Origin of the sequence: Clostridium sp. FS41 (assembly GCF_000954015.1) — a bacterium.
Classification (GTDB): Bacteria; Bacillota; Clostridia; order Lachnospirales; family Lachnospiraceae; genus Enterocloster; species Enterocloster citroniae.
Genome location: NZ_JYHN01000005.1, coordinates 1 through 25480 on the forward strand (window position 1 = coordinate 1; position 25480 = coordinate 25480).

The 25480-nt window shown below is 51.4% G+C and carries 26 protein-coding genes and 1 riboswitch; of the genes, 21 read left to right on the forward strand and 5 right to left on the reverse strand.

Annotation, left to right across the window (positions count from 1 at the left end):
- The first annotated feature begins 164 nt into the window (after window positions 1-164).
- The 21 genes from rsmA (at window position 165) to CLFS41_RS00185 (ending at window position 20898) form a co-directional block, all read left to right on the forward strand.
- Complete coding sequence (gene rsmA, locus CLFS41_RS00085) at window positions 165-1034, forward strand: 16S rRNA (adenine(1518)-N(6)/adenine(1519)-N(6))-dimethyltransferase RsmA (RefSeq protein ID WP_045091083.1); 870 nt, start codon at window positions 165-167, stop codon at window positions 1032-1034.
- A 126-nt stretch (window positions 1035-1160) separates the two neighbouring features.
- Entirely contained in the window at window positions 1161-2945 is a 1785-nt protein-coding gene (locus CLFS41_RS00090; protein ID WP_045091084.1) for an oleate hydratase, read from the forward strand.
- A 68-nt stretch (window positions 2946-3013) separates the two neighbouring features.
- Entirely contained in the window at window positions 3014-3412 is a 399-nt protein-coding gene (locus tag CLFS41_RS00095) for a zinc ribbon domain-containing protein (RefSeq protein WP_045091085.1), read from the forward strand.
- A gap of 211 nt (window positions 3413-3623) precedes the next feature.
- The gene (gene ugpC / locus CLFS41_RS00100; protein WP_007865617.1) at window positions 3624-4736 is read left to right on the forward strand and encodes a sn-glycerol-3-phosphate ABC transporter ATP-binding protein UgpC; all 1113 of its coding nucleotides are present in this window, start codon (window positions 3624-3626) and stop codon (window positions 4734-4736) included.
- Window positions 4737-4746: 10 nt separating this feature from the next.
- A complete protein-coding gene (locus CLFS41_RS00105) occupies window positions 4747-5613 on the forward strand; it encodes a sugar ABC transporter permease (protein WP_045091086.1) in 867 nt (288 codons plus the stop codon).
- Window positions 5613-6524 carry a carbohydrate ABC transporter permease gene (locus tag CLFS41_RS00110; RefSeq protein ID WP_045091087.1) on the forward strand — a complete coding sequence of 304 codons (912 nt, stop codon included), beginning with the start codon at window positions 5613-5615 and terminating at the stop codon, window positions 6522-6524. The genes CLFS41_RS00105 and CLFS41_RS00110 overlap by 1 nt, the downstream gene beginning before the upstream one ends.
- A gap of 85 nt (window positions 6525-6609) precedes the next feature.
- Window positions 6610-8058 (forward strand): ABC transporter substrate-binding protein, encoded by a 1449-nt coding sequence (locus tag CLFS41_RS00115; protein ID WP_007865626.1) that lies wholly within the window; start codon window positions 6610-6612, stop codon window positions 8056-8058.
- A gap of 49 nt (window positions 8059-8107) precedes the next feature.
- Window positions 8108-8842: a glycerophosphodiester phosphodiesterase gene (locus CLFS41_RS00120; RefSeq protein WP_007865627.1), complete on the forward strand. Its 735-nt coding sequence runs from the start codon at window positions 8108-8110 to the stop codon at window positions 8840-8842.
- Window positions 8843-8855: 13 nt separating this feature from the next.
- Complete coding sequence (locus CLFS41_RS00125) at window positions 8856-9707, forward strand: Cof-type HAD-IIB family hydrolase (protein ID WP_007865628.1); 852 nt, start codon at window positions 8856-8858, stop codon at window positions 9705-9707.
- Between the two features lie 57 nt (window positions 9708-9764).
- A riboswitch (TPP riboswitch) is annotated at window positions 9765-9874 on the forward strand.
- A gap of 113 nt (window positions 9875-9987) precedes the next feature.
- Window positions 9988-10524, forward strand: coding sequence for an energy coupling factor transporter S component ThiW (thiW, locus tag CLFS41_RS00130; protein ID WP_045091088.1), 537 nt, complete (start codon window positions 9988-9990; stop codon window positions 10522-10524).
- Window positions 10525-10606: 82 nt separating this feature from the next.
- Complete coding sequence (gene thiM / locus CLFS41_RS00135; RefSeq protein WP_048930030.1) at window positions 10607-11524, forward strand: hydroxyethylthiazole kinase; 918 nt, start codon at window positions 10607-10609, stop codon at window positions 11522-11524.
- Complete coding sequence (gene thiE, locus CLFS41_RS00140; protein WP_007865633.1) at window positions 11511-12188, forward strand: thiamine phosphate synthase; 678 nt, start codon at window positions 11511-11513, stop codon at window positions 12186-12188. Before thiM ends, thiE begins: the two co-directional genes overlap by 14 nt.
- Before the next feature lie 495 nt (window positions 12189-12683).
- On the forward strand, window positions 12684-14204 hold the full coding sequence (locus CLFS41_RS00145; RefSeq protein WP_045091089.1) for a chorismate-binding protein: 1521 nt from the start codon (window positions 12684-12686) through the stop codon (window positions 14202-14204).
- Entirely contained in the window at window positions 14201-14773 is a 573-nt protein-coding gene (locus tag CLFS41_RS00150; protein ID WP_007865635.1) for an aminodeoxychorismate/anthranilate synthase component II, read from the forward strand. Before CLFS41_RS00145 ends, CLFS41_RS00150 begins: the two co-directional genes overlap by 4 nt.
- A gap of 100 nt (window positions 14774-14873) precedes the next feature.
- The gene (gene trpD, locus CLFS41_RS00155; RefSeq protein WP_007865636.1) at window positions 14874-15917 is read left to right on the forward strand and encodes an anthranilate phosphoribosyltransferase; all 1044 of its coding nucleotides are present in this window, start codon (window positions 14874-14876) and stop codon (window positions 15915-15917) included.
- Window positions 15914-16726, forward strand: a complete 813-nt coding sequence (trpC, locus tag CLFS41_RS00160; protein WP_045091090.1) for an indole-3-glycerol phosphate synthase TrpC — start codon at window positions 15914-15916, stop codon at window positions 16724-16726. The genes trpD and trpC overlap by 4 nt, the downstream gene beginning before the upstream one ends.
- 3 nt (window positions 16727-16729) lie before the next feature.
- Complete coding sequence (locus CLFS41_RS00165) at window positions 16730-17386, forward strand: phosphoribosylanthranilate isomerase (RefSeq protein WP_007865639.1); 657 nt, start codon at window positions 16730-16732, stop codon at window positions 17384-17386.
- A 4-nt stretch (window positions 17387-17390) separates the two neighbouring features.
- The gene (gene trpB / locus CLFS41_RS00170) at window positions 17391-18575 is read left to right on the forward strand and encodes a tryptophan synthase subunit beta (protein ID WP_007865641.1); all 1185 of its coding nucleotides are present in this window, start codon (window positions 17391-17393) and stop codon (window positions 18573-18575) included.
- The gene (gene trpA / locus CLFS41_RS00175; RefSeq protein ID WP_045091091.1) at window positions 18568-19341 is read left to right on the forward strand and encodes a tryptophan synthase subunit alpha; all 774 of its coding nucleotides are present in this window, start codon (window positions 18568-18570) and stop codon (window positions 19339-19341) included. Before trpB ends, trpA begins: the two co-directional genes overlap by 8 nt.
- Window positions 19342-19537: 196 nt before the next feature.
- Window positions 19538-20101: an RNA polymerase sigma factor gene (locus CLFS41_RS00180; RefSeq protein ID WP_045091092.1), complete on the forward strand. Its 564-nt coding sequence runs from the start codon at window positions 19538-19540 to the stop codon at window positions 20099-20101.
- A complete protein-coding gene (locus tag CLFS41_RS00185) occupies window positions 20098-20898 on the forward strand; it encodes a hypothetical protein (RefSeq protein WP_045091093.1) in 801 nt (266 codons plus the stop codon). Before CLFS41_RS00180 ends, CLFS41_RS00185 begins: the two co-directional genes overlap by 4 nt.
- 125 nt (window positions 20899-21023) lie before the next feature.
- On the opposite strand, the gene CLFS41_RS00190 is transcribed toward CLFS41_RS00185, so the two are convergent.
- From CLFS41_RS00190 to pflB, 5 genes are all read right to left on the reverse strand, one after another.
- Window positions 21024-21737, reverse strand: coding sequence for a gamma-glutamyl-gamma-aminobutyrate hydrolase family protein (locus CLFS41_RS00190; protein ID WP_007865652.1), 714 nt, complete (start codon window positions 21735-21737; stop codon window positions 21024-21026).
- Window positions 21738-21877: 140 nt separating this feature from the next.
- Window positions 21878-22045, reverse strand: a complete 168-nt coding sequence (locus tag CLFS41_RS00195; RefSeq protein WP_007865655.1) for a 4Fe-4S binding protein — start codon at window positions 22043-22045, stop codon at window positions 21878-21880.
- A gap of 107 nt (window positions 22046-22152) precedes the next feature.
- Window positions 22153-22905: a pyruvate formate-lyase-activating protein gene (pflA, locus tag CLFS41_RS00200; RefSeq protein ID WP_007865658.1), complete on the reverse strand. Its 753-nt coding sequence runs from the start codon at window positions 22903-22905 to the stop codon at window positions 22153-22155.
- Between the two features lie 83 nt (window positions 22906-22988).
- A complete protein-coding gene (grcA3, locus tag CLFS41_RS00205; RefSeq protein WP_040416938.1) occupies window positions 22989-23234 on the reverse strand; it encodes an autonomous glycyl radical cofactor GrcA3 in 246 nt (81 codons plus the stop codon).
- Window positions 23235-23272: 38 nt separating this feature from the next.
- Window positions 23273-25381: a formate C-acetyltransferase gene (gene pflB / locus CLFS41_RS00210; protein ID WP_007865661.1), complete on the reverse strand. Its 2109-nt coding sequence runs from the start codon at window positions 25379-25381 to the stop codon at window positions 23273-23275.
- Window positions 25382-25480: the final 99 nt, after the last annotated feature.

Below are 25480 nucleotides of genomic sequence, written 5' to 3' on the forward strand. Positions count from 1 at the left end.
CCCTTTTTTCTTTGATTATAGCACTGGCTGTTTGTTTCCAGTGCTGGTACTTATTGCCAAAATAAGGCGGGGCCTGGAAGGGGATGGCACGTCTTTTTGTATTGACTTTTAACTTCCAATAGGATACCATAAATTTAAAAGGTAAAAAGCAGGTAACGTTCCATATGGAAAATAAATTAGGTAATCCGAAACATACCATAGAGATCATACAAAAATACCAATTTGCGTTTCAGAAACGGTTTGGCCAGAATTTTCTCATAGACACCCACGTATTGGACAAGATCATAAGTGCGGCAGGAATTACAGAGCAGGACTGTGTGCTGGAGATCGGGCCTGGGATCGGCACCATGACCCAGTACCTGGCTGAGCATGCAAGGCGTGTGGTGGCGGTGGAGATCGACTCCAATCTCCTGCCTATTCTGGATGAAACATTAAAGGGATATACGAATATCACCGTGATCAATGACGATATTTTAAAGGTGGATGTGGGAGGCCTGGTGAATGAATATAATGAAGGACGTCCCGTTAAGGTGGTGGCCAACCTTCCTTACTACATCACCACTCCGATCATCATGGGGCTGTTTGAGAGTGATGTGCCCATTGACAATATAACGGTCATGGTCCAGAAGGAAGTGGCGGACAGGATGCAGGTGGGGCCGGGGTCCAAGGATTATGGGGCATTGTCCCTGGCTGTCCAGTATTATGCCGAACCCTATATTGTGGCCAATGTACCGCCCAACTGCTTCATACCAAGGCCCAATGTGGGCTCTGCCGTTATCCGGCTTACCAGATACAAGGAACCGCCGGTACAGGTGGACGATCCCAAGTTTATGTTTAAGCTGGTCCGGGCTTCCTTTAACCAGCGCAGGAAAACCCTGCAGAACGGGCTTAACAATTCGCCGGAGATACCTTATGACAGGGAAATGATCGCAAAGGCCATTGAGAGCCTGGGTGTGCAGCCGGCCATCAGGGGGGAAGCCCTGAATCTGGATCAGTTTGCCCAGTTGTCCAATTATTTTACAAGAAATGCATAAAATGGCACGGGCCATGTATCTACAGGCGGAAAAAGGGGAACACTGAAGTGTGGTTTTAAGACCGTTGAAGGAATTATTTTCTTAGATATCTGAGAATTTATATAAACGGAAAGGAAGGAAATGCCAATGAACAAGAAATTGGGAAAGGTCCTGGCAGCGGCTGCTGCAGGGGCGGCCGCAGGGGTGGCGGTAAAGAAACTGCGCGACAACAAAAAAGAGCAGGAAGATGCAAGGATATCAGCCATTGAGGAAGCGGTGATGAACAACCGGGATTACGGCAGCAGAAAGGCGTATCTGGTTGGCGGAGGCTTGGCAACCATGGCAGCGGCAGCATATTTGGTGAGGGACTGCAAGTTCCCCGGCAAGCAGATCACCATCTATGAGGGGATGCACATCCTGGGCGGCAGCAACGATGGAATCGGCACACCTGAAAAGGGATTTGTATGCCGCGGCGGCCGTATGCTCAATGAGGAGACGTATGAGAATTTCTGGGAGCTGTTTGATTCAATTCCCTCCCTGCGCCAGCCCGGACGCAGTGTGACTGAGGAGATATTGAGCTTTGACCATGCCCATCCCACCTGCGCAAAGGCAAGGCTGGTGGATAAGGACGGCGTGATACAGGATGTAAAATCCATGGGCTTTAACCAGGCGGACCGCATGGCTCTGCTGAAGCTTCTTCTCACAGATGAGAAAAAGCTGGATAACCTGACCATTCAGGACTGGTTTAAGGAAACCCCTCATATGTTTGAAACCAATTTCTGGTATATGTGGCAGACCACCTTTGCATTCCAGAAATGGAGCAGCCTTTATGAGTTCCGTAGGTACATGAACCGTATGATTTTTGAATTCAGCCGTATTGAGACGCTGGAGGGCGTGACAAGAACACCCCTGAACCAGTATGACAGCGTGATCCGTCCGCTGGAAGCCTACCTGAGAAAGGCAGGGGTTACCTTTGTGGAGAACTGCGAGGTGACGGATATTGATTTTGAGGATGGCCATGGCATTACGGCAAAGACCCTGTATCTGAAGCGCAGGGTGGAGAACACGGATGATATGGGAGAGAACGGGGAAGCTGCTGCAAAGGATTCCTACGTGTTTGAGACGGTCGCCCTGAACAGCAACGATATCTGTATCATGACCAACGCGTGCATGACGGACAGCGCTACTCTGGGAGATTTCCACACACCAGCGCCAATGCCTGTGCAAAAGCCTATCAGCGGTGAATTGTGGGCCAAGGTTGCGGCAAAGAAGCCTGGACTGGGAAATCCGGAGCCGTTTTTTACAAAGCCTTATGAGACCAACTGGCTCAGCTTTACGGTTACTTGTAAGGGAGATGCCATGCTTAAGGTCATTGAAGAATTTACCGGAAATGTACCGGGCAGCGGTGCCCTTATGACATTTAAGGATTCCAGCTGGCTGATGAGCAGTGTGGTTGCAGCACAGCCTCACTTTGTAAACCAGCCCATGGACACCACCATTTTCTGGGGTTATGGTCTGTATACCGATGCAGTGGGAGATTATGTAAAGAAACCAATGAAGGATTGTACAGGTCAGGAGCTGCTGAACGAATATCTCCATCACCTGCATATTCCGGAGGATCAGATTGCGGAACTGATGAAGACGGTTATCAATGTGATCCCATGCTATATGCCATATGTGGATGCCCAGTTTGAGCCGCGCAAATACAGTGACAGGCCGCAGGTGATTCCGGCAGGCTCCACCAACTTTGCGATGGTGAGCCAGTTTGTGGAGATTCCGGACGACATGGTATTCACAGAGGAATATTCTGTGCGTGCCGCAAGAACTGCTGTGTATGGTCTTCTGGATGTGAAAAAAACGATCTGCCCGGTCACACCGTATAACAGGCAGCCAAAGATTTTGATGAAAGCTCTTAAAAAGGCATATCTTTAAAAATAACGGACAGAGTTGGCACATAGCCGGACTCTGTCCGGATTAGTCTGAGGGGAGAATCAGCAGATATGATATTCATAGGAGGAATCAGCCAGGGACGGAAGATCCTGAATTATGTGAAGACCGTGATCTGTGACCGGTGCGGCGGATACGGACGGTACGAGGTGTTCATGACGTATATGTATTTCAGTTTCTTCTTTATTCCCTTATTCAAGTGGAATAAAAAGTTTTATGTTAAAATGTCCTGCTGTGATGCGGTGTATGAGCTGGACCAGGAGGTGGGCAAGGCCCTGCTCCGCGGCCGGCAGGTGGATATTACCCAGTCGGACCTGACGCTGGTCCAGGAGGGAAACAGGAGAAGTACTTACAAGGATGGGGCCTATAAGGTATGGAAAAAATGCGTCCGGTGCGGATATGAGACAGAGGAGGATTTTGAATACTGTCCCAAGTGCGGAGGAAGACTGTAGGGGAGATGGATGGTACATACCCTTAAGGGGCAAGTGACCTGTTCTCATTCATATTAAACGATAAAAGATTTTGCACAGCAGATTGATGACATGCTCATTGTCTGCGGTGCAAAATTTTTTTGTTTTACCATCATTTTACCAAATCCGCCTTTTTGATTTTACCGGCGCCATTTAAAATTGAATGGTAGATTACAGATAGGAAGGAACAAAAATGTCTGATATATCATTGGTAAATGTTTGTAAAACCTATAAGAACGGTTACAGTGCGGTGAAGGATTTTAATCTGGATATCAGGGATAAGGAGCTGATCATTTTTGTGGGGCCCTCTGGCTGCGGAAAGTCCACTACCCTGAGGATGATCGCGGGACTGGAAGAAATTTCTTCCGGTGAACTGTGGATCGACAACTGCCTGATGAACATGGTGGAGCCGAAGAACAGGGATCTGTCCATGGTATTCCAAAATTACGCCCTGTATCCCCATATGACGGTGTATGAGAATATGGCCTTTGGACTGAAGGTACATAAAACTCCGGCGGCAGAGATCCAACGGCGGGTCAGGGAGGCGGCGGATATACTGGAGATCGGCCATCTTCTGGACCGGAAGCCGGAGGCACTGTCAGGCGGACAGAAGCAGAGGGTGGCGATCGGAAGTGTGATCGTGAGAAAGCCTAAGGCCTATCTGATGGATGAACCCCTGTCCAATCTGGATGCCAAACTCCGGTCCCAGATGCGGGTTGAGATCGCCAAGCTCCATAAGCAGCTGGATGCCACGATTATCTATGTAACCCATGATCAGGTGGAGGCCATGACCTTGGGAACCAGGATCGTGGTCATGAAAGAGGGGATGATCCAGCAGGTGGCTCCGCCGGCGGAATTGTATCAAAATCCCGTGAACCAATTTGTGGCCGGATTTATCGGTTCCCCATCCATGAACTTTCTGGACAGCCAGGCAGTGGTTTTTGATAAAATGCTGTGGCTGGAAGGAAATGGGTGGCGGCTTCAGCTACCGTCCGTATTGAGTAAAAGGCTGCTGAGAGGAGGCTATGCAGGAAAAAATATCACCCTTGGCATAAGGGCAGAGGACCTTCACCAGGAGGGGGAAGGTGATTCCTTTTTACAGGTGGATGTGCGGGTCAGGGAAATGCTGGGCTCGGAGGTACTGCTCCACGGGGATACATGCGGACAGGGAACGGTGGAACATGTATCCGCCAAGCTGCCGCCTTCCTGTACTGCAAAGGCCGGAGACCGGATACGTCTTTATGCGGATATGGACCGCATCAAGTTATTTGACAGGGGAACCGAAGAAAATATTCTGTATGTTTAGGAGTCTTGCCATGAAAGGACAGTCGTTTACAAAGAAAACAGGGCCTTATGTTTATACGTTGCCCGCACTTTTGGTGTTTGCCGTATTTCTTTTTTATCCTTTTTTTAAAACTATTTATCTCAGCCTTTATAAGACAAATAAGATGGGCCAGGCCAAATTGTTTGTAGGTCTGGGAAATTATGTGGAGCTTTTTACATCCAAATCATTTTTTAACAGCCTGGCAGTTACATTGGCCTTTGTGGTGATCGTGGTGGCGGGCAGTATGATACTGGGCCTTTTGTCCGCAATGCTGTGCAACCGTTCATTTCCGGGGATCCGGGTGTTCAGCACGGCTTACGCCCTGCCCATGGCAATTGCCTCCAGTTCCGCGGCCATGATCTTCAGGATCATGCTGCATCCTTCCATCGGCATTGTGAACAAACTGCTGGGACTGGATATCAATTGGGTCAATGATCCCAAATACGCCCTGGTGTGTGTGGCCCTTCTCACAGCATGGCTGAACAGCGGAATTAATTTTCTGTATTTTTCCGCGGGCCTGAGCAATATTGACGAGAGTATCTACGAGAGGGCCTCTGTGGATGGGGCGGGTGAAGTGCAGAAGTTTTTCCGGCTTACCCTGCCGGGTCTGAGTCCCATTATGTTCTACACATTGGTAGTGAATATCATCCAGGCATTCCAGGCATTTGGACAGGTGAAGATCCTGACAAAGGGAGGGCCTGGGGAATCCACCAACCTGATCGTATACTCCATTTACAGGGATGCATTTTTTAATTACAGGTTTGGCAGCGCAGCGGCTCAGTCCGTTATCCTGTTTGCCATCATTATGGCACTGACGCTGGTGATGTTTAAAGTTGAAAAAAGGGGGATCAGCTATTGATGGACCAGACACTTGTGATCAGAAGGACCGGTGAGATTGACCGGGAACAGATTGTAAAAATGCAGGAGGCGGCAAACCGCAGAGCGCTTTTGATCAGAAGAAGCAGGACGATCCTGCTGGTTGTGCTCAATCTTGTTGTTTCGCTGTTTGTGCTGCTGCCGCTTCTGTACGCGGTGAGTGTGGCGTTCATGCCATCCAGTGAGCTGTTTACAACGGAAATGAACCTGGTACCCAAGGCGCCCACGTTTGAAAATTTCCGGCAGGCTCTGGTAAAAGTGCCCCTGGCCAGGTTTGTGTTCAACTCATTTTTGGTTGCGGGCCTTATCACCCTGGGACAGATCATATCCTGCTCCCTGGCGGCATTTTCATTTTCCTTTCTGGAGTTTAAGGGAAAGGAGATCCTGTTCATGCTGGTAATGGCCACCATGATGATACCCGGGGAAGCCACCATTATATCCAATTACCTGACGGTAAGCAGTTTTAACTGGCTGGATTCCTACCAGGTGCTGATTGTGCCCTATCTTACATCGGCCATGGGCATTTTCCTGTTCCGCCAGTTTTATAAGTCATTTCCCATATCACTGTACGAGTCTGCCAGGATAGACGGGTGCACCAATCTGCGCTTTATATTCAGGATCCTGCTGCCTCTTACAAAGTCGGCCATTGGGGCCATGGCAGTATACACGTTTATCAATGCCTGGAATATGTATATGTGGCCCCTGCTGGTCACCGGATCCAATGAAATGCGCACGGTACAGATCGGTATCAGCATGCTGAACAATGAGGACGCCCAGTCCATTACACTGATGATCGCAGGGGTTGTACTGGTCATCATACCGTCCATTGCCATTTTCATTGCAGGTCAGAAGCAGCTGATCAGAGGAATGTTTTCAGGGGCGGTTAAGGGTTAGGTATGTTATGCAGTTATTGAAGCATGCCTCCGCAACACGCCGGAGGCTGCATATAAAATTATTAGAATCGGAGGAATGATTGATCATGAAAAAAACATGGATGGTATCAGCAACAGCAGGGGTTCTGGCCGCCGCCTTATTATGCGGCTGCGGTGCACCGGCTGCAACGGCAGGCAGTGGGGGAAGCCAGGCAGGAGGACAGTCAGTGGAAGGACAGTCATCAGAAGGACAGTCAGCAGCACAGCCAGCGGCACAGAACACCCAGGGGGCAGCTGGCCAGGCCGGGGGAAAGAAAGCCGCAGAGGGGACTGCCATCACGTTCTGGCATTCCATGGGCGGTGTGAATGGGGAAGCCCTGGATTATCTTGTGAGTCAGTTTAATGAAAAAAATGAGCTGGGCATCAAGGTGGAAGCCCAGTACCAGGGAGAGTATGATGATGCCATCAACAAGCTGAAAAGCGCTCAGATCGGCAACATGGGAGCTGATCTGGTGCAGATTTATGATATCGGCACACGGTTTATGATCGATTCGGGCTGGGTCATCCCCATGCAGGAGCTGATTGATGGGGATGGCTGGGATAAATCAGTGATTGAACCCAATATTGCCGCGTATTATACTGTAGATGAGAAGCTGTATTCCATGCCCTTTAATTCTTCCACGCCCCTTCTCTACTACAATAAGGACATGTTTGAAAAGGCCGGGATATCAAAGGTTCCGGAAAGCCTTGGGGAGATTGCGGACGCAGCGGACGCCCTGGTGCAAAAGGGCGGTGCAGGGGAACCGATCTCCCTGGGGATTTACGGATGGTTTTTTGAGCAGTTCACCTGCAAACAGGGGCTTAGCTATGTGAATAACGGCAATGGAAGGCAGGGTGCTGCCACTGCGGTGGAATTTGACCAAAATGGAGCTGCTGTCAATACGTTGACCGTGTGGAAGGACCTGTACGATAAGGGATATGCGCCCATCGTGGGGAGGGGAGGCGATTCCGGGCTGGCTGATTTCAGTTCGGGAAAATCCGCAATGACGTTGGGGTCCACGGCTTCCCTCAAGCAGATCCTGGAGGATGTAAACGGCAAGTTTGAAGTCGGTACCGCCTATTTTCCAAAGGTAAATCCTGAGGACAAGGGCGGCGTCTCCATCGGAGGAGCTTCCCTGTGGGCGCTGAACAATGAGGATGAGGCGAAAAAAGCTGCCACATGGGAGTTTGTGAAATACCTTGTATCCCCTGAGAGCCAGGCGTACTGGAACGCCCAGACCGGATATTTCCCGGTGACCACGGCTGCCCATGAGGAACCTGTATTTAAGGAGAACCTGGAGAAATATCCCCAGTTTGGAACCGCCATTGACCAGCTTCACGATTCCACTCCGGAATCCGCAGGTGCGCTTATAAGCGTATTCCCTGAGGCCAGACAGGTGGTGGAGACAGAGATTGAGAACATGCTGAACAACCATATCAGTCCCCAGGATACGGCTGCCAATATGGCAAAGCAGATCAACAAGGCAATTGAGGAATATAATCTGCTAAATGAGTGATAATAGTTGTATTGTGACGCGGTCACATGGATGAAAGGGGTTTGGAAATATGAAAACACAGGTTTGGGCCCACAGGGGCGCATCCGCCTATGCGCCGGAAAACACATTGGAGGCATTTTCGCTGGCAGCAGAGCAGGGGGCGGACGGGGTGGAGCTGGATGTGCAGCTGACCCGGGACCATCAGCTGGTAGTAGCCCATGATGAGACCATAGACAGGGTGAGTGACGGATTTGGTTATATTAAGGATCACACCCTGAGCCAGCTGAAAAAACTGCATTTTAACAAACTGTTTCCGGAGTACCGCCAAGCTTCCATCCCTACCTTAAGGGAGGTCTATGAACTTTTAAAACCCACGGGGCTGGTCATCAATGTGGAACTGAAAACAGGGATCGTCCGGTATGAAGGGATTGAAGAAGAGGCGCTTTCACTGGCCGCTGAGATGGGGATGAAGGACAGGATCATTTACTCCTCCTTCTACCATCCAAGCCTTGTTAGGCTCAGGGAATTGGACCCCTCTGTATATACCGGCCTGCTGTATTCGGACGGCTGGCTGGACGTGGCCTCCTATGGAAGGAACAGGGTCCATGTAAATGCCCTCCACCCTGCCTTGTACCATATGCAGGATAAGGATCTGGTCCCCGCTGCCATGGCCTGGGAGTTAGGGCTCCATGTGTGGACCGTCAATGAAGAACCCCATATGGAAATGCTGGTAAAACAGGGCATAGAGGCCATTATTACAAATAAACCCGATTTGTGCCGGTCCGTGGTTGACCGGATGGGGTGAAAGGATTGGTTGAATGGTAAAATTAGTGGCAGTTGATATGGACGGCACTCTGCTGGGCCCGGATGGGCATATATCCGTGCGCAATGCCCATGTGATCCGGTGTATGCAAAATGCAGGCGTAGAGCTGTTGGTATGTACGGGCAGAAGCTATGCGGATGCCCTGCTGCCTTTGGAGGAAGCCGGGCTGAAGGCAGCGGTCGTATGCATGAACGGGGCATCTGTCTATGACTGGAAAGGACGGCTGATCCATAAACAGGAGCTTGCCCGGTCCCAGGTGGAACATATACTGGAATGCTGCCGGAACGAGGATGTTATCTTTGATTTTATGACAGACAGGGGGAGCTGCACCATTGCCGGTGAGGAGGAGTTCAGGGAATGTTTTGAGCGCGATATCCTTCTTCCCATGGCGGAATACTCCTATGAGAATATAAGACGGAGATTTACGCTGATACCGCCCGGTGAACTGCTTTGCAGGGGATTGGAGTTCTATAAGATATCCGTGATCCATGAATCCCGCCAGGTTCTGGAACAGGTAAAGGAGCGGCTTAAGGCAGTGGAAGATCTGGCAGTGGCCTCATCCTTTATCACCAACCTGGAACTGACCCATATTGAGGCCCAGAAGGGCAAGGCCCTGGCCGCCTATGCATCCATGAAGAATATACGGCTGGACCAGGTCATGGCCATAGGTGACAGTGAAAACGACTATTCCATGCTTTCCATGAATCTGAAATATACGGTTGCCATGGGAAATGCCATGGAACGCATAAAAAATACAGCCAAATGCCAGACCCGTACCAATGCACAGGACGGGGTGGCCTATGCTATTGAGAATCTGGTCCTGTACAAGGAGGCCGGCAGGGCGTGACGGAACGTGAGCAAAATTGGCCCAATGCATTGACAAAGCAAATAACCAGTGCTATGCTTATTGACAACAGGGAGCTTGTAAAGCAGGCTGAGAGGAAGTAATCGAACTTCGACCTATTGTACCTGATTTGGGTAATGCCAACGTAGGGAAATATGCGCCGGTTAATTGATTGTATATCATGGTTCATATCCCACGGGGTATGGGCCTTTTATTTTTCATATCCAGAAGCGGTCAGAATATCCAGGATCGAGTACACCATAAGATAATGGAGGAAATAAGTATGAAAATGAGTGTTAAAAAGTTGGCGGTAAGCGCCATGCTGGTGGCTTTGGCAGTGTCACTGTCCAGTTTTGCGATCCCTATCGGAGCGTCCAAATGTTTTCCCATCCAGCACCTGGCAAATGTGGTTGCAGGCGTGTTCCTCGGCCCGGGGTACGGTGTGGCCATGGCATTCTGCACCTCGCTGATACGCAACCTTATGGGCACGGGAAGCCTTTTGGCATTTCCGGGAAGCATGATAGGAGCCCTGATCTGCGGCCTGGCGTACCGGTATTCCGGTAAACTGATGCTGGCCTATGTGGGAGAAGTTTTTGGCACCGGTATCGTGGGCGGTATCCTGTGCTACCCCGTGGCAACCATGGTCATGGGCAAAGAAGCAGCCATATTCGCCTATGTGATGCCGTTTCTGATGAGCACGCTGTGCGGCACTGTGATCGCGGCATTTTTAATCGGGGTGCTGTGCAAGTCCGGGGCATTTAAATATATGAAGCATTTGCTGGATACGGATATCCAGCCGTCTAAGGCAGTGGGGAAATAAATACCGGTGGAGATACGGACACCGGTGGAGAAACAGATAACGGTGAGGATACAGACACCAGTGAGGAAATGGATACAGCGTCATGATACATAGAGAATGGATAAAAGAGATCAGAAATACCGCCCCGCGGATCCACTGCATTACCAATTATGTGACAGCCGGGGATGTGGCTAATATGATACTGGCTGTGGGCGGTTCGCCGATCATGGCTCAGGGGATCAGGGAGGTGGAGGATGTAACCACCATCTGTCAGGGGCTTGTGCTGAACATGGGGACCCTGGAGGAAGAACGGGTGGATGCCATGATCCTGGCCGGAAAAAGGGCGGCGTCACTGGGGCATCCCATTATCCTGGATCCCGTGGGTGTTACCGCATCCGGGTTTCGCCGGGCATCTGCTTTAAGGATCTTAAGGCAGGTGCCTGTATGCGTCATCAGAGGAAATGCATCCGAGATCTGTGCACTGGACCAGGCGTTTGGGGGAATGGACCGCGGAAATGTATGCGGTGTGGATTCCTGTACAGATTCCGTCATGGACGGACAGGTCTCATCAGCCCTGTCCCTGGGACGCCGCACCGGCGCAGTGGTTGTAATGACCGGAAGCGTGGATGTTGTGGCCGGTCAGCACCAGGTGGTGACTGTAAGGAACGGACATCCCTGGATGGCGCGTATCACGGGGAGCGGGTGCATGCTGGACGGCGTCATGGGCGCGTTCTGTGCCGTGGCGGCCAGGTATGAGGACAAGGGCCCGGCTGAGGGCGGAGACCCGGTTGAGGATGGAGGCCCGGCCGAGGGAGGAACAATCGGCAGAAATGGCGGGGATGCGTATGTGCAGGCCGCCGTAGCCGCACTGTGCGCCCATGGGATCTGTGGGGAACTGGCAGCTGAAAAGGCCATGGAAAGCGGTGGCGGAACCGGTACCTTCAGGATGTATCTGATGGATTATATGAGCATTTTAACGGATGAAATGCTGGAAGGAGGCAAACGGATTGAGATTTCATAAAGACCAGCTTTTGATATATGCGGTGACGGACAGGGCATGGACAGGGGGCAGGAGCCTCTGCGGGCAGGTGGAGGAAGCGCTTAAGGGCGGTGCCACCATGGTCCAATTTAGGGAGAAAAGTCTGGAAAAGAAGAACTTTGACCAGATACTGGGAGAAGCAAAGGCACTGAGGGAGTTGACGCAGAGGTATCACGTTCCCCTGATCATAGATGACAACATGGATCTGGCAGAGGCATGCAATGCGGACGGGCTCCATGTGGGGCAGGATGATATGGATGCCCAAGCAGCAAGAAGGATCCTGGGCCCTGACCGAATTCTGGGAGTCACGGCAAAGACCGTGGAGCAGGCACTGAGAGCCCAGGCACAGGGGGCTGATTATTTGGGAAGCGGTGCTGTTTTCGGCACCACCACCAAGGCGGACGCACGTCCCATGACCATGGAGACCCTGCGTGAGATCTGTGACAGTGTGGATATTCCGGTGGTTGCCATCGGAGGCATCAACCTGGGGAATATCGGACAGCTGTCAGGCAGCCATGTGGCAGGAGCAGCCATTGTTTCAGGGATCTTTGCGGCTGAGGATATCTGCGGGACAACCCAATGCCTGGTGGAGGAAATGAAAAAAAGTTTGAATTTATTTCCAAAAACAGTTGACAATTCAAAATGATGTGATTATAATAAGTTCAACATTCAACAAAACATAAAAAACTGTTGAGCAGGAGTAAGTAAGATCATAATTCCAGGCGCAGAGAGCTTCCGGCCGGTGTAAGGGAGCATTGGATTAGAATCTGAATGGACCTGCGAGGGCAGCTGGAAACCGGAAGCGTTTACGCTGATGGGAGTATGGGCTGACGGGTATCCCACCGTTAACAGGGAGGACGCATGATGGTGCGTTACAGAGCGGGCGTATTTTATTTTTGTTCAATAACACAGCATCAGGTTAATTTTAACTTGATGCTTTTTATTTTTCCTTTTCACAGGAATGGAACGGAAACAACGTCAACCAGGGTGGTACCGCAGAAGTATTAAAAGCTTTTGTCCCTGCCGATTGAATCGGCTGGGGATGGAGGCTTTTTTTGTGTACAGAACACGGCGTCCAGTTTATGCAGCCACATTAAAAACAGTAAACCCACATGATCATTTACCCGGAAAGGAGCCACACATGATAATCCCAACCTGCGAAGAAATTTTAAAACTTGCTCCCAAATACGACATTATTCCAATCTGCCGCGAAGTATACGCGGATGTGATAACCCCCATCACCCTGCTCCGCCGTATCGCCAGGCAGAGCAAACGGTTCTTTCTTCTGGAAAGCATTGAGGGAGGAGAAAAATGGGGGCGCTATTCCTTTCTGGGATATGATCCCGTTATGCGCGTGACCTGTAAAAGCGGATCCGTGACCATTGAGAGCAGCTTAAGGGAGATACCGTCCCGGACCCTGGCCTCGGATCAGCCCCTTCAGGTCATCAGGGAGATCCTCTCCCGGTTTAAGTCCCCCAGCCTGGAAGGCCAGCCTCCTTTTACCGGCGGGTTTGTGGGATATTTTGCATATGCCATGGTGGAATATGCAGAGCCGGTCCTCCATATTTCCAGGGGGAGCGCCAATGATCTCGACTTAATGCTGTTTGACAAGGTTATTGCCTACGACCACTTAAAGCAAAAGATAGAAATCGTTGTAAACATGAGAACGGGCAGAACAGCAGATCCCGATCCCCGCCCCAGGGAGACCCAGTATCTGGAATATCTGATGAAGGAGTATGGAAGGGTCTGCGGGGAAATTGAAACCATAACATCCCTGATCAACCAGTCCAGTCCGTTGGAAAAGATGACATCCCCGGATAAACCGGTATTTACCTGCAATGTGTCCAAGGAAACGTTCTGCCGCACGGTGGAAAAGACAAAGGAGTATATTCTGGACGGAGACATTTTCCAGGCAGTCATATCCAGACAGTTCACAAGTCCCTATAAGGGCAGCCTGCTGGGGGCCTACCGGGTTCTGAGAACCACCAACCCGTCACCCTACATGGTCTACATGAACATTGATAATGATGAGATCATCAGCACCTCACCGGAGACGCTGATCCGGCTGAAGGACGGACGCCTCACCACCTTCCCGGTGGCAGGTTCCAGACCCAGGGGAGCCACACCGGAGGAGGACAGACAGCTGGAAAAAGAACTTCTGGAAGATGAAAAGGAACTGTCGGAGCACAACATGCTGGTGGATTTGGGACGCAATGACATTGGAAAGATCGCAGCCTTTGACTCCGTGGAGGTGACAGAGTACAAGATGATACACCGGTATTCAAAGATCATGCACATCTGCTCCCAGGTGGAAGGCGATATAAGGCCCGGGCTGGACGGATGCTCCGCCATCGAGGCCCTCCTGCCCGCAGGTACCCTGTCAGGGGCGCCAAAGATCCGGGCATGCCAGATCATTGAGGAGCTGGAGCAGGTGCCCAGGGGAATATACGGCGGGGCGCTGGGATATCTGGACTTTACCGGCAACCTGGACACATGTATTGCCATCCGCATGGCGGTAAAACAGGGAGGAAAGGTAACTGTGCAGGCCGGAGGCGGTATTGTTATGGACAGTGTGCCGGAAAATGAATACGAGGAGTCAGCCAACAAAGCCAGGGCAGTGATAAATGCCATTATAAATGCAGGGGAGGTAAATGACAGATGATCCTTCTGATTGACAATTACGACAGTTTTTCTTACAACCTGGTACAGATGATCGGCAGTATAAACCAGGATATACAGGTGGTCAGGAATGATAAGATCACCATCCGGGAGATAGAGGATCTGGATCCCAGCCATCTGGTGTTATCTCCCGGTCCCGGTTATCCGGGGGATGCGGGCATTATGGAAGATGCGATCAGGCAGCTGAAGGGCAGGGTACCCATCCTGGGAGTATGCCTGGGACATCAGGGCATATGCGAGGCATTTGGAGGAACCATCTCCCATGCAAAAAGGCTGATGCATGGAAAACAGAGCAGGATCGAGTTAGACAGCAGATCGCCTTTGTTTAAGGGGCTGCCTTCCAAAATCCAGGCAGCCAGATACCATTCCCTGGCAGCACAATCCGGGAGCTTACCGGAGGAACTGGAAGTGACGGCCAGGGATTGTGAAGCAGGTGAGATCATGGCAGTGCAGCACAGAAAATACCATGTCTACGGGCTTCAATTCCATCCTGAATCCATCCTGACACCTGATGGAAGTAAAATATTGGAAAATTTTCTTTCAATTGCCTGACCGCCGCGGCGGCTTTGAGGCATATTGGAACGTGATCATAAGGACAGACTACGCGACATTGACGCATGGGCATAGCCCGTATTTGAAAAGGAGAATGATTATGATTCAGCAGGCAATCCACCAGTTAGTTGAAAACAGAAACCTTGATTTTGAAACCACAAAAGCAGTTATGGATGAAATTATGAGCGGCCAGGCAACCCAGGCCCAGATATCCTCTTTCCTTACAGCGCTGAGAATGAAAGGGGAGACCATTGATGAGATAACAGCGTGCGCCACAGTTATGAGGGATAAGGCAGTGAAACTCAATCCGCCTTTTTCCGTAATGGATATTGTGGGAACAGGAGGGGATGAGGTGGGAACCTTTAACATTTCCACCACCAGCGCCTTTGTGGCAGCGGCAGGAGGCATCCATGTGGCAAAGCACGGGAACCGCAGTGTATCCAGCAAGAGCGGGGCAGCGGATGTGCTGGAGTGCCTGGGAGCAAAGCTGGCGCTGACAGCAAAACAGGCCGAGGCCGTCCTGGAGCAGACCGGAATGTGTTTCCTCTTTGCGCCATCCTACCACTCATCCATGAAGTATGCGGCGCCGGTGAGAAAGGAAATCGGGATCAGGAGCATTTTTAATATATTAGGTCCTTTGTCCAACCCGGCAGGGGCGTCCATGCAGCTTTTGGGCGTGTACAGCAAGGAACTGGTGCAGCCCCTGGCACAGGTCCTGGCTAACCTGGGAGTGAAGCGGGGCATGGTGGTGTGCGGAGGCGATGGACTGGATGAGGCCACCCTCACAGGTGTTACCCATGTGTGCGAGATCCGTTTTGGCGAGCTTTCCTCCTATGACATCACTCCCCAGGAACTGGGGCTTACAACCTGCAGGCTTGAGGAACTGATCGGAGGGACGCCGCAAGAAAATGCCCTGATCACCAGGGATATCCTTTCAGGCAGCTTAAAAGGGCCAAAGCGGGATGTGGTGGTGATCAATGCAGCCATCAGCCTATACCTGGGGATTGACGACTGTACCATAAAGGACTGTGTGAAGAAGGCGCAGGAAATCATTGATTCCGGTGCGGCCATTGGGAAGATGGAGGAGTTTATCCAGGCAACGGTCCGGGCTGATCTGGAAGGCAAAAAGGAGATGGCGTCATGATACTGGATACCATTGCAAAATCCACCAGGAAACGGGTGGATGAGAGGAAATATGCAAAACCCCTGAAACAAGTTATGAGAGAGGCGCTTTTGTGTGCGGAGAGGGACAGGGACGGAGGACATTTGTTTGAGAAGGCGCTGTCCGGTCCCGGGGTTTCTTTTATCTGTGAAGTAAAAAAGGCTTCTCCCTCCAAGGGCCTGATTGCCCCGGAGTTTCCCTATGTGGATATAGCCAGGGAGTATGAGCAGGGGGGAGCGGACGCCATATCCGTACTCACGGAGCCGGAGTTCTTTCTGGGAAGCGACAGGTATCTGGAGGAAATACACCGGGCCGTATCCCTTCCCGTTCTGAGAAAGGACTTTACCCTGGACCAGTACCAGATCTATGAAGCAAAAACACTGGGAGCATCAGCGGTCCTTTTGATCTGTTCCCTGCTGGATCAGGCACAGCTGGCACAATATATGCGTATCTGCAGGGAACTGGGCCTGGGCGCCCTGGTGGAGGCCCACTCGGAACGGGAGGTATCCATGGCAATGGAGGCAGGCGCAGCAGTCATAGGGATCAATAACAGGAATCTGAAGACATTTGAGGTGGATTTTTCCAATGCCCTGAGACTGAGAAAGCTGGTAGGGCAGGATACCATATTTGTGGCGGAGAGCGGTATCAGGACGGCAAAGGATATAAAGGCATTGGCGGAGGCCCAAGTCAACGCGGTCCTGATCGGTGAGACGCTGATGAGGGCGCCTGACAGGAAAATGGCCCTGGCCGGGCTGCGGGGAAATGAGGGAGCTATACCCATAAGGAGCTAAGAGATGGACACATGTAAAATAAAAATATGCGGCCTCAGCCGCTTCCGTGATATCCTGGCAGTAAATGAGGCGCTGCCTGACTACATCGGGTTTGTGTTTGCAAAGAGCAGCCGCCGTGTCACGCCGGACAGGGCAAGGCAGTTAAAGGGAGAGCTGGATCCGCGGATCCGGACCGTGGGGGTATTTGTCAATGCGCCCATGGAGGAGATCCTGTGCCTGACAGAGGACTGCGGGGGACAAAATGGGACGATCGGCATGATCCAGCTTCATGGGGATGAGGATGAGGCCTATATAAGAACCCTAAAGGAACATACCCATGTGCCGGTCATAAAGGCGGTCAGGGTGCAGGGCACGGACCAGATACAAAAGGCACAGGAACTGCCCTGTGACTACCTGCTTTTGGACACCTACACCAGGGACGCCTACGGAGGCATGGGCGTGGGATTTGACTGGAATATGATTCCCCGGCTGTCCAAACCGTTTTTTCTGGCAGGCGGGATATGCAGCGGGAATCTGGCCCGGGCAGCTGCGCTGAGGCCCTACTGCATTGATGTGAGCAGCGGTGTGGAGACAGATGGACGTAAGGACTGTAAAAAGATAAGGGAATTGGTAAATCTGCTGAGAGCCACCCATGAATATAAAGAGAGCAAAGGAGCCTGAGACAATGTCAAATGGAAGATTTGGAATACACGGCGGTCAGTTTATACCTGAGACGCTGATGAGCGCTGTGACCGAGCTGGAAGCAGCTTATGAACACTATAAAAATGATCCGCAGTTTGTGGCGGAGTTAAGATACCTGCTGGAGGAGTACACAGGCCGTCCCTCCCGTCTTTATTATGCCGAAAAGATGACGGCGGACCTGGGGGGAGCCAAGATCTACCTGAAGCGGGAGGATCTAAACCACACGGGATCCCACAAGATTAATAATGCCCTGGGTCAGGTGCTCCTTGCAAAGAAGATGGGAAAGACACGCGTGATCGCCGAGACAGGGGCGGGACAGCACGGAGTGGCTACCGCCACCGCAGCGGCCCTGCTGGGGCTGGAGTGCGAAGTGTTCATGGGCAAGGAGGACACGGACCGACAGGCATTAAATGTATACCGCATGGAGCTGCTGGGCGCAAAGGTACATCCTGTCACCAGCGGCACCATGACCCTGAAGGATGCGGTCAATGAAACCCTGAGGGAATGGACCAACCGGATCGCGGATACCCACTATGTGATCGGTTCCGTTATGGGACCCCATCCCTTCCCCATGATGGTCAGGGATTTCCAGAGCATCATTGGAAGAGAGATCAAGGAGCAGTTAAAAGAAAAGGAAGGAAAACTGCCCCACATGGTGATCGCCTGTGTGGGCGGGGGCAGCAATGCCATGGGAGCCTTTTATGAGTTTATACAGGATGAGAGCGTAAAACTGGTGGGCTGTGAGGCGGCCGGTCTGGGAGTGGACAATGAAAAAAATGCAGCAACCATTGCAAACGGCCGTCTGGGTATCTTCCACGGCATGAAATCCTACTTCTGCCAGGATGAGTACGGCCAGATCGCGCCGGTATACTCCATCTCCGCGGGCCTGGACTATCCGGGCATTGGTCCGGAACATGCCCAGCTTTACGACAGCAAACGAGCTGAGTACGTGCCTGTGACTGATGATGAGGCGGTGGATTCCTTTGAATACCTTTCACGCATGGAAGGCATCATCCCGGCTGTGGAGAGCGCCCATGCAGTGGCCTATGCCAGGAAGGTGGCGGGAACCATGGACAAAGACCAGATCATTGTGATCAATCTTTCCGGCAGGGGAGATAAGGACGTTGCGGCAATTGCAAGATACAGGGGGGTGGAACTCTATGAATAGGATACAGAAAGTATTTGAGAACAAGAAGGCATTTATACCGTTTATAACAGCGGGGGACCCGGATCTGAGTGTGACGGAGGAATTGGTGCCGGCCATGGCTGAGGCGGGAGCGGACCTGATTGAGATAGGCATCCCCTTTTCCGACCCCGTGGCAGAGGGGATCGTGATCCAGGAGGCGGATATGCGCGCCCTGGCATCGGGCACGACCACGGATAAGATATTTGACAGTGTGAGATGCATACGGTTAAAGACAGATGTGCCCCTGGCTTTTATGACATACATCAACCCCATATTTGCCTACGGTGTGGATAAGTTCATGAAACAGGCGGCTGATTGTGGAATCGATGCCCTGATCGTGCCGGATATGCCCTTTGAGGAGCGCCAGGAGCTTCTGCCTGCCTGCAGACAGTATGGACTTGTATTGATCTATCTGGTGGCTCCCACCTCCAGGGAGCGGGCCCAGGCCATTGCCAGGGAGTCGGAGGGGTTTGTGTACTGCGTCTCATCCCTGGGCGTGACCGGAGTGCGAAAGGAGATAACCACCAATATAAAAGAAATGGTGGAAACTGTAAAACAGGGAAAAAATGTGCCCTGCGCAATCGGTTTTGGCATCTCCACCCCGGAGCAGGCCACAAAGATGGCCGCCCAGTCGGATGGTGTCATTGTAGGCAGCGCTATTGTAAAGATAGTGGCTGAATACGGAACGTTATGTGTGAAACCGGTCTGCGATTACGTGCACGAGATGAAACAGGCAGTGGGAGCATAGGAAATCATCAAAAGAAAAAGATCCGTCTCCGGAGAGTAATTTCCGGTCACGGATCTTTTTTAATATAAAATGAACCGATCCTTCTCAAGGCGCCTCTTTATAGCAGGTGCACCGATCAACCGGTCCTTCTGGCCACAGAGCCGGCAGAAGGATATAATGGATTAAAAAAGACAGGAAGTGGAAGGGAGAGAGCCATATGGAGCAGTCAGCGGCAGAACTTGCGCGCCGGATGATGGAAGGCGACAGTCAGGCATTTGACCGGATCATGGAGTACTATTATCCAAAGGTGCTGCGCATGGCCTATCTCATATCCGGAAGTTATGCGGACAGCGAGGATATTGTGCAGGAGACCTTTGTGCTGTGCTGGACAAACCGAAGGAAGATCAAGGATCCGGAGAGCTTTGGCAGCTGGATCTACAGAACGCTGACCAGGGAAGCCTGGCGTTTTTGCAGAAAGCACAGGAAGGAACAGCCTGTGGAGGCGGTATATGGGGAGGAAGAACCCCAGTCTGGATCTGTTCTGGAAGAGGTGATGAAGCGTTCCCGTGATCAGGAGCTGTACAGGGCTGTCAGAAACCTTCCGGTCAAGCAGAGGACTGCGGTTGTGCTCTACTATTTTAACCGGATGTCCACAAAGGAGATCGCCCAGATCATGGGCTGTCTGGAGGGAACCGTCAAGTCCAGGCTGTACACGGCCAGGGAAAATTTAAAGAAAGAATTGACAAAGGAGCAGAATACGGGAAGGGAGGTAACCCTATGAATGGACAACAGGATACTGATCAGACGGCTGGGCTGGAGGTGCAGATCCGCCGGACTCTTTTACGCCGGGCAGAGTCCTTAGAGGTCACTTCCGCGGATGAGGAGCGGATGAAACGCTCTGTCCATCAAAGAATAGAGGAGGAATCAGGAATGAGAAAATGGAGCGCAAGAAAAATAGCAGTGGTGGCAGCCGCAGCCTGCGTGCTGGGAAGCATGACGGCAGTGGCTGCAGGAAAGATTACACATGTAAGCTCCCATAGCTACCATACCAATGATTTCACATATGAAAAGCTGGGGGAGACGGAGGAAAGGCTGGGATTTGCAACAAAAGCGCCGGAAGCTTTCAGCAACGGATACCGATTCAGCGTTGGTGTTCCTGTGGAACAGTCCGGTATGGACGAGGAAGGGAACCCTGTGGAAATGGGGGAGACCGTTTCCCTGACTTATAAAAAGAAGGGCCAGCCGGACCTGTTTGTGTCCGTGGAAAAGAGCGGTCCGTATGGGATATCAGGCCAGGCGGACCAGGTTTTTGACCATAACGGGATTGCCATTGAATTTAGTGAATATGAGTACCGTATGGTACCGCCTGATTACCAAGTCTCTGAGGCGGAACAGGCCATGGTGGATGCGGGAGAGCTGGTCATCGCCTATGGTTCCCGGAAAGTGGAAAATAAGGTCTGCCAAAGCCTGTCATGGGAGGAGGGAGGCGTCCATTACAATATGGATGTTTTTGACAGTGACCTGACAGCTGATCAGATGGCCGGCATGGCGGTAGAAATCATAGAGGGTCATTCATAAATACACAGGCCGGGCCGTGTCCAGATCATATCTGGCCACTGTCCGGCCGTGTGATTTCCCTGATCTGCTCTGATCTGCACCTGATCTGCACCTGATCCGCACCTGATCCGCATATAATCCTCACATTATCTGCAGGCTTCCACAAAACTCTTAAAGATATTGGCGGCAGCCCTGTCCTTGGGCCACATATGTTCCGGATGCCACTGTACGCCCAAAAGGTAGGGATAATCCTGCATTTCCACAGCCTCTATGATACCGTCCGGCGCGTAAGCGCTGACCGTAAGACCGGGAGCCGGTGTCTGTACCGCCTGGTGGTGGAAACTGTTGACCGCAAGCTCCGTCTGCCCGGCCGCGATCCCGGCCAGAAGCGAATCCTTTAAAACAGTTACATGGTGGGATGGAACCGGGTAGGGAAACGGCTGTTTGTGGGCAATGGGAAAGCTGCGCTCTGTCTGGCTGGGGATATCCTGGTAAATGGTTCCTCCCAGGCCCACATTGATGATCTGTGCTCCCCGGCAGATCCCAAGAATCGGTTTTCCGGCCGCCATGGCCGCTTTCAGGAGCAGGAGTTCCATGGTGTCCCGGGCAACGGATGCATTGCCGCAGTGGGCCTGAGTCTCCTCTCCGAAAAGAAATGGATGGGGATCCGGGCCGCCGGAAAATAAAAATCCATCACACATATGGACCAGCTGTCCTAAGTCCTCCTGGGTGATCTCAAGGGGCAGTACCACAGGAATGGCCATGGCTGCCTGGACCGCCCTCAGATAGGTAGGGCGCAGGCTGATGTCATCATTCTCTGTGTTGTGGGAAGGGGTGATGCCAATGACTGGTTTCTTCATTTTTTCAATCCTCCAATAATGATATATGCGGCAAGGCGCCCTCAGTTTACAAAACCCTGTGTGTCCTTGTAAACGTAAGGGATCTTCCAGATAGCGAAAAAGAGCCCCTTCCATATGGAAGAGGCTCTTATGTACTGCAATTAGCCTTCGATTGCTCCTGTTGGGCAGGTAGCTGCACAAGTACCGCAGTCAATGCAGGTATCAGCATCGATTACGTACTTTCCATCTCCCTCAGAGATTGCGTTTACTGGACATTCGCCAGCACAGCTTCCGCAGCTTACACAAGAATCATTAATTACATATGCCATGATAAAGTACCTCCTTAAATTTGTCTACATTGTTATTTTATTTTATACTATAAAGGACAATTATTCAAGAGGAAATTGATTCCTCTCCGGGTTAATATTGTATTAATTTAGGAGCAATTAGCCCTTGCGTCACGCATTCCCCTGAGAATCACTTTTCTGGCCTCCGCTGCCTTTTCAGGAGCCATGGGGGGCACATCCTCAAGGGCATAGGGAATCCCCAGCTCATGATATTTAACCTTTCCCATATCGTGATAGGGCAGGACGTCCAGGGCTTTGATATTTTTAAGGGTGCCCAGGTATTGTCCCAAGCGGTACAGATAGGTTTCCTTGTCCGTTATGCCGGGAACTGCCACGTGGCGGATCCACACAGGTATTTTTTTCTGTTCCAGATACCTGGCAAAAGCCAGTATATTGTCCTGGGGCTGGGCGCAGAGCTTAATGTGCTCCTGGGGATCAATGTGTTTAATGTCCAGCATTACCAGGTCCGTTGATGACATCAGGCGGTCAAAACGCGCCAGGATGCCATCTGAGTCCGGATTAAAGGTAATGCCCGAGGTGTCCAGGCAGGTATGGATATTCCTGGCCTTGGCTGCCTCGAATAATTCAGTGACAAAGCGGATCTGGGTCAGGGGTTCACCGCCGCTGACCGTGATGCCGCCTTTCTTATAGAAGGAACGGGCCTGCTCAAACTGGTTCAGTATCTCATCCACAGTCATGGCAGTGCCGCCCTTGGGATCCCAGGTATCGGGATTGTGGCAGTAAAGGCATCTCATGGGGCAGCCGCTCAGGAAAATGACCATACGGATCCCGGGGCCGTCAACCGTCCCAAAACTTTCAATGGAATGAACACGTCCAATCATATACAGCTCTCCTCTCCGACTAGTTCCGCAATCACCTAACTTACTTTACCACAATCCCTGAAAATATGATAGTATCCGCCGGATTAAATCGCTCCGTGGAATGTCCTGGAAATGACCTCGTCCTGCTGTTCCTTTGTCAGCTTGTTAAAGTTAACGGCATAGCCGGATACCCTTACAGTGAGCTGGGGATATTTTTCAGGATGAGCCTGGGCGTCTAACAGGGTTTCTTTGCTGAATACATTTACATTGAGATGGTGTCCGCCTTCCTGGGCATAGCCATCCAACAGTGCTACCAGGTTATCAATCTGAGCTTCGCTTGCTTTTACCATAGTATTTGTCCTCTCTTTCTTATGAAACAGTTCATCGATCATGATTCCTCAATATCTGATTCGGAATCCAGTCCTTCAAACAGGTTTCCGCCCATGTCACAGCTGGGGCAGCTGGACAGTTCCACTTCCAGGTCTCCCATAAAAATCTGGTCATCCTTACCCAGGGCGCCGGGGATGATGGAGAAGGTATTGGAGATACCATCCTGGGCATCCCTGAAAGGAAGCTTTGCCACAGAGGCCAGGGAAGCGATGGCTCCGTGGCTGTCCCTGTGGTGCATGGGGTTGGCTCCGGGAGCAAAGGGCTGTCCGCCTTTACGGCCGTCCGGTGTGGAACCTGTATTCTTGCCGTACACCACATTGGAGGTGATGGTAAGAATGGAGGTGGTGGGGATTCCGCCGCGGTAGGTGTGGTTGCCTTTGATATAACTCATGAAAATGTGTACCAGGTCAGCTGCCAGCTGGTCCACACGGTCATCATTGTTGCCGTATTTGGGGAAGTCTCCCTCTACAATATAGTCAGTGACAATGCCCTTTTCATTGCGGACCGTCTTAACCTTTGCATATTTGATCGCGGAAAGGGAGTCTGCCACAACGGAGAGACCGGCGATACCGGTTGCAAACCATCTGACCACCTTCTTGTCATGAAGTGCCATCTGCAGTCTTTCATAGCTGTACTTGTCATGGTTGTAATGGATGATGTTCAGGGCATTGACATATACCTTGGCAAGCCATTTCATCATGTCCTTATATTTGTCCATAACCTCATCAAAATCCAGGTACTCAGAGGTGATGGGACGGTATTTGGGGCCTACCTGCTTGCCGGTGATCTCATCCACACCGCCGTTGATGGCGTACAGCAGGCACTTGGCCAGGTTGGCTCTTGCGCCGAAGAACTGCATTTCCTTGCCCACCCTCATGCTGGATACGCAGCAGGCAATGGCATAGTCGTCACCATGGGTGGTCCTCATCAGGTCATCGTTCTCATACTGGATGGAGGAGGACTCGATGGAGGTCTTTGCACAGAACCGTTTAAAGTTCTCCGGCAGCCTGGTGGACCAGAGTACGGTCAGGTTGGGCTCAGGGGCGGTGCCCAGGTTATGCAGGGTGTGAAGGTAACGGTAGGACATCTTGGTCACCATGTGGCGTCCGTCAATACCAATGCCTCCAATGGATTCCGTTACCCATGTGGGGTCGCCGGAGAACAGGTCATTGTACTCAGGGGTTCTTGCGAATTTAACAAGACGCAGTTTCATGATAAAATGATCCACGAATTCCTGAACCTGTGCTTCCGTATATCTGCCTTCTCTTAAGTCACGCTCAGCGTAAATGTCCAGGAAGGTGGAGGTGCGTCCAAGGGACATGGCAGCTCCGTTCTGCTCCTTCACAGCCGCCAGGTATCCGAAGTATGTCCACTGGATGGCTTCCTTTACATCAGCGGCAGGCCTGGAAATATCAAAACCGTAAATAGTACCCAGGGTCTTTAAATCCTCCAGTGCGCGGATCTGCTCGGAAAGCTCCTCACGCTCCCTGATCACATCAGAGTACATAATGGTACGTGTGGAATCCTTTTCTTCTTTCTTTTCCTGGATCAGGGCATCCACTCCGTAAAGAGCGATCCTGCGGTAGTCGCCAATTATCCTGCCGCGTCCGTAGGCGTCCGGAAGTCCTGTTATGATATGGCTGGAACGGCAGGCCCGCATTTCATCGGTATAGGCGTCAAACACACCTGCATTGTGGGTCTTTCTATGCTTTGTGAAAAAATCTACAACTTCAGGATCCACCTCAAAGCCGTTATCCTGGCATGCCTTCATGGCCATGCGGATACCGCCGTAGGGCTGGAGGGAACGCTTAAAAGGCTTGTCGGTCTGAAAACCAACAATGGTTTCTTTATCCTTATTTAGATAGCCGGGACCGTGGGAAGTGATGGTGGATATAACTTTTGTATCCATATCCAGGACACCGCCCGCTTCCAGCTCCTTCTTGGAAAGCTCCATTACCTGATCCCAAAGTTCCGTGGTATTCTCCGTGGGGCCTTCCAGGAATTGGTCATTGCCGTCATAAGGGGTATAATTCTTCTGGATGAAGTCGCGGACATTGATCTCCCGCTGCCATACACCGCCTTTAAATGTGTTCCATTCTGTTCTCATAGACTTTTCCTCCTGTGAAATGCGTAAACTGATAGTATCCAATATGAAATAGTATGAGCCACTTGACCGACAGCCATACCGGACAGAAAAATTTGCCGG

Excerpts from the sequence above, each read along its gene's own strand:
- CLFS41_RS00105 (WP_045091086.1), top strand. The coding sequence starts at position 4,747 with ATGAAAGGACAGTCGTTTACAAAGAAAACAGGGCCTTATGTTTATACG.
- CLFS41_RS00095 (WP_045091085.1), top strand. The coding sequence starts at position 3,014 with ATGATATTCATAGGAGGAATCAGCCAGGGACGGAAGATCCTGAATTAT.
- CLFS41_RS00125 (WP_007865628.1), top strand. The coding sequence starts at position 8,856 with ATGGTAAAATTAGTGGCAGTTGATATGGACGGCACTCTGCTGGGCCCG.
- thiW (WP_045091088.1), top strand. The coding sequence starts at position 9,988 with ATGAAAATGAGTGTTAAAAAGTTGGCGGTAAGCGCCATGCTGGTGGCT.
- CLFS41_RS00150 (WP_007865635.1), top strand. The coding sequence starts at position 14,201 with ATGATCCTTCTGATTGACAATTACGACAGTTTTTCTTACAACCTGGTA.
- CLFS41_RS00115 (WP_007865626.1), top strand. The coding sequence starts at position 6,610 with ATGAAAAAAACATGGATGGTATCAGCAACAGCAGGGGTTCTGGCCGCC.
- CLFS41_RS00090 (WP_045091084.1), top strand. The coding sequence starts at position 1,161 with ATGAACAAGAAATTGGGAAAGGTCCTGGCAGCGGCTGCTGCAGGGGCG.
- pflA (WP_007865658.1), bottom strand. The coding sequence starts at position 22,905 with ATGATTGGACGTGTTCATTCCATTGAAAGTTTTGGGACGGTTGACGGC.
- pflB (WP_007865661.1), bottom strand. The coding sequence starts at position 25,381 with ATGAGAACAGAATGGAACACATTTAAAGGCGGTGTATGGCAGCGGGAG.
- trpC (WP_045091090.1), top strand. The coding sequence starts at position 15,914 with ATGATACTGGATACCATTGCAAAATCCACCAGGAAACGGGTGGATGAG.
- grcA3 (WP_040416938.1), bottom strand. The coding sequence starts at position 23,234 with ATGGTAAAAGCAAGCGAAGCTCAGATTGATAACCTGGTAGCACTGTTG.
- trpA (WP_045091091.1), top strand. The coding sequence starts at position 18,568 with ATGAATAGGATACAGAAAGTATTTGAGAACAAGAAGGCATTTATACCG.
- CLFS41_RS00110 (WP_045091087.1), top strand. The coding sequence starts at position 5,613 with ATGGACCAGACACTTGTGATCAGAAGGACCGGTGAGATTGACCGGGAA.
- CLFS41_RS00165 (WP_007865639.1), top strand. The coding sequence starts at position 16,730 with ATGGACACATGTAAAATAAAAATATGCGGCCTCAGCCGCTTCCGTGAT.
- trpB (WP_007865641.1), top strand. The coding sequence starts at position 17,391 with ATGTCAAATGGAAGATTTGGAATACACGGCGGTCAGTTTATACCTGAG.
- rsmA (WP_045091083.1), top strand. The coding sequence starts at position 165 with ATGGAAAATAAATTAGGTAATCCGAAACATACCATAGAGATCATACAA.
- CLFS41_RS00120 (WP_007865627.1), top strand. The coding sequence starts at position 8,108 with ATGAAAACACAGGTTTGGGCCCACAGGGGCGCATCCGCCTATGCGCCG.
- CLFS41_RS00195 (WP_007865655.1), bottom strand. The coding sequence starts at position 22,045 with ATGGCATATGTAATTAATGATTCTTGTGTAAGCTGCGGAAGCTGTGCT.
- thiM (WP_048930030.1), top strand. The coding sequence starts at position 10,607 with ATGATACATAGAGAATGGATAAAAGAGATCAGAAATACCGCCCCGCGG.
- CLFS41_RS00145 (WP_045091089.1), top strand. The coding sequence starts at position 12,684 with ATGATAATCCCAACCTGCGAAGAAATTTTAAAACTTGCTCCCAAATAC.
- CLFS41_RS00190 (WP_007865652.1), bottom strand. The coding sequence starts at position 21,737 with ATGAAGAAACCAGTCATTGGCATCACCCCTTCCCACAACACAGAGAAT.
- CLFS41_RS00185 (WP_045091093.1), top strand. The coding sequence starts at position 20,098 with ATGAATGGACAACAGGATACTGATCAGACGGCTGGGCTGGAGGTGCAG.
- ugpC (WP_007865617.1), top strand. The coding sequence starts at position 3,624 with ATGTCTGATATATCATTGGTAAATGTTTGTAAAACCTATAAGAACGGT.
- trpD (WP_007865636.1), top strand. The coding sequence starts at position 14,874 with ATGATTCAGCAGGCAATCCACCAGTTAGTTGAAAACAGAAACCTTGAT.
- CLFS41_RS00180 (WP_045091092.1), top strand. The coding sequence starts at position 19,538 with ATGGAGCAGTCAGCGGCAGAACTTGCGCGCCGGATGATGGAAGGCGAC.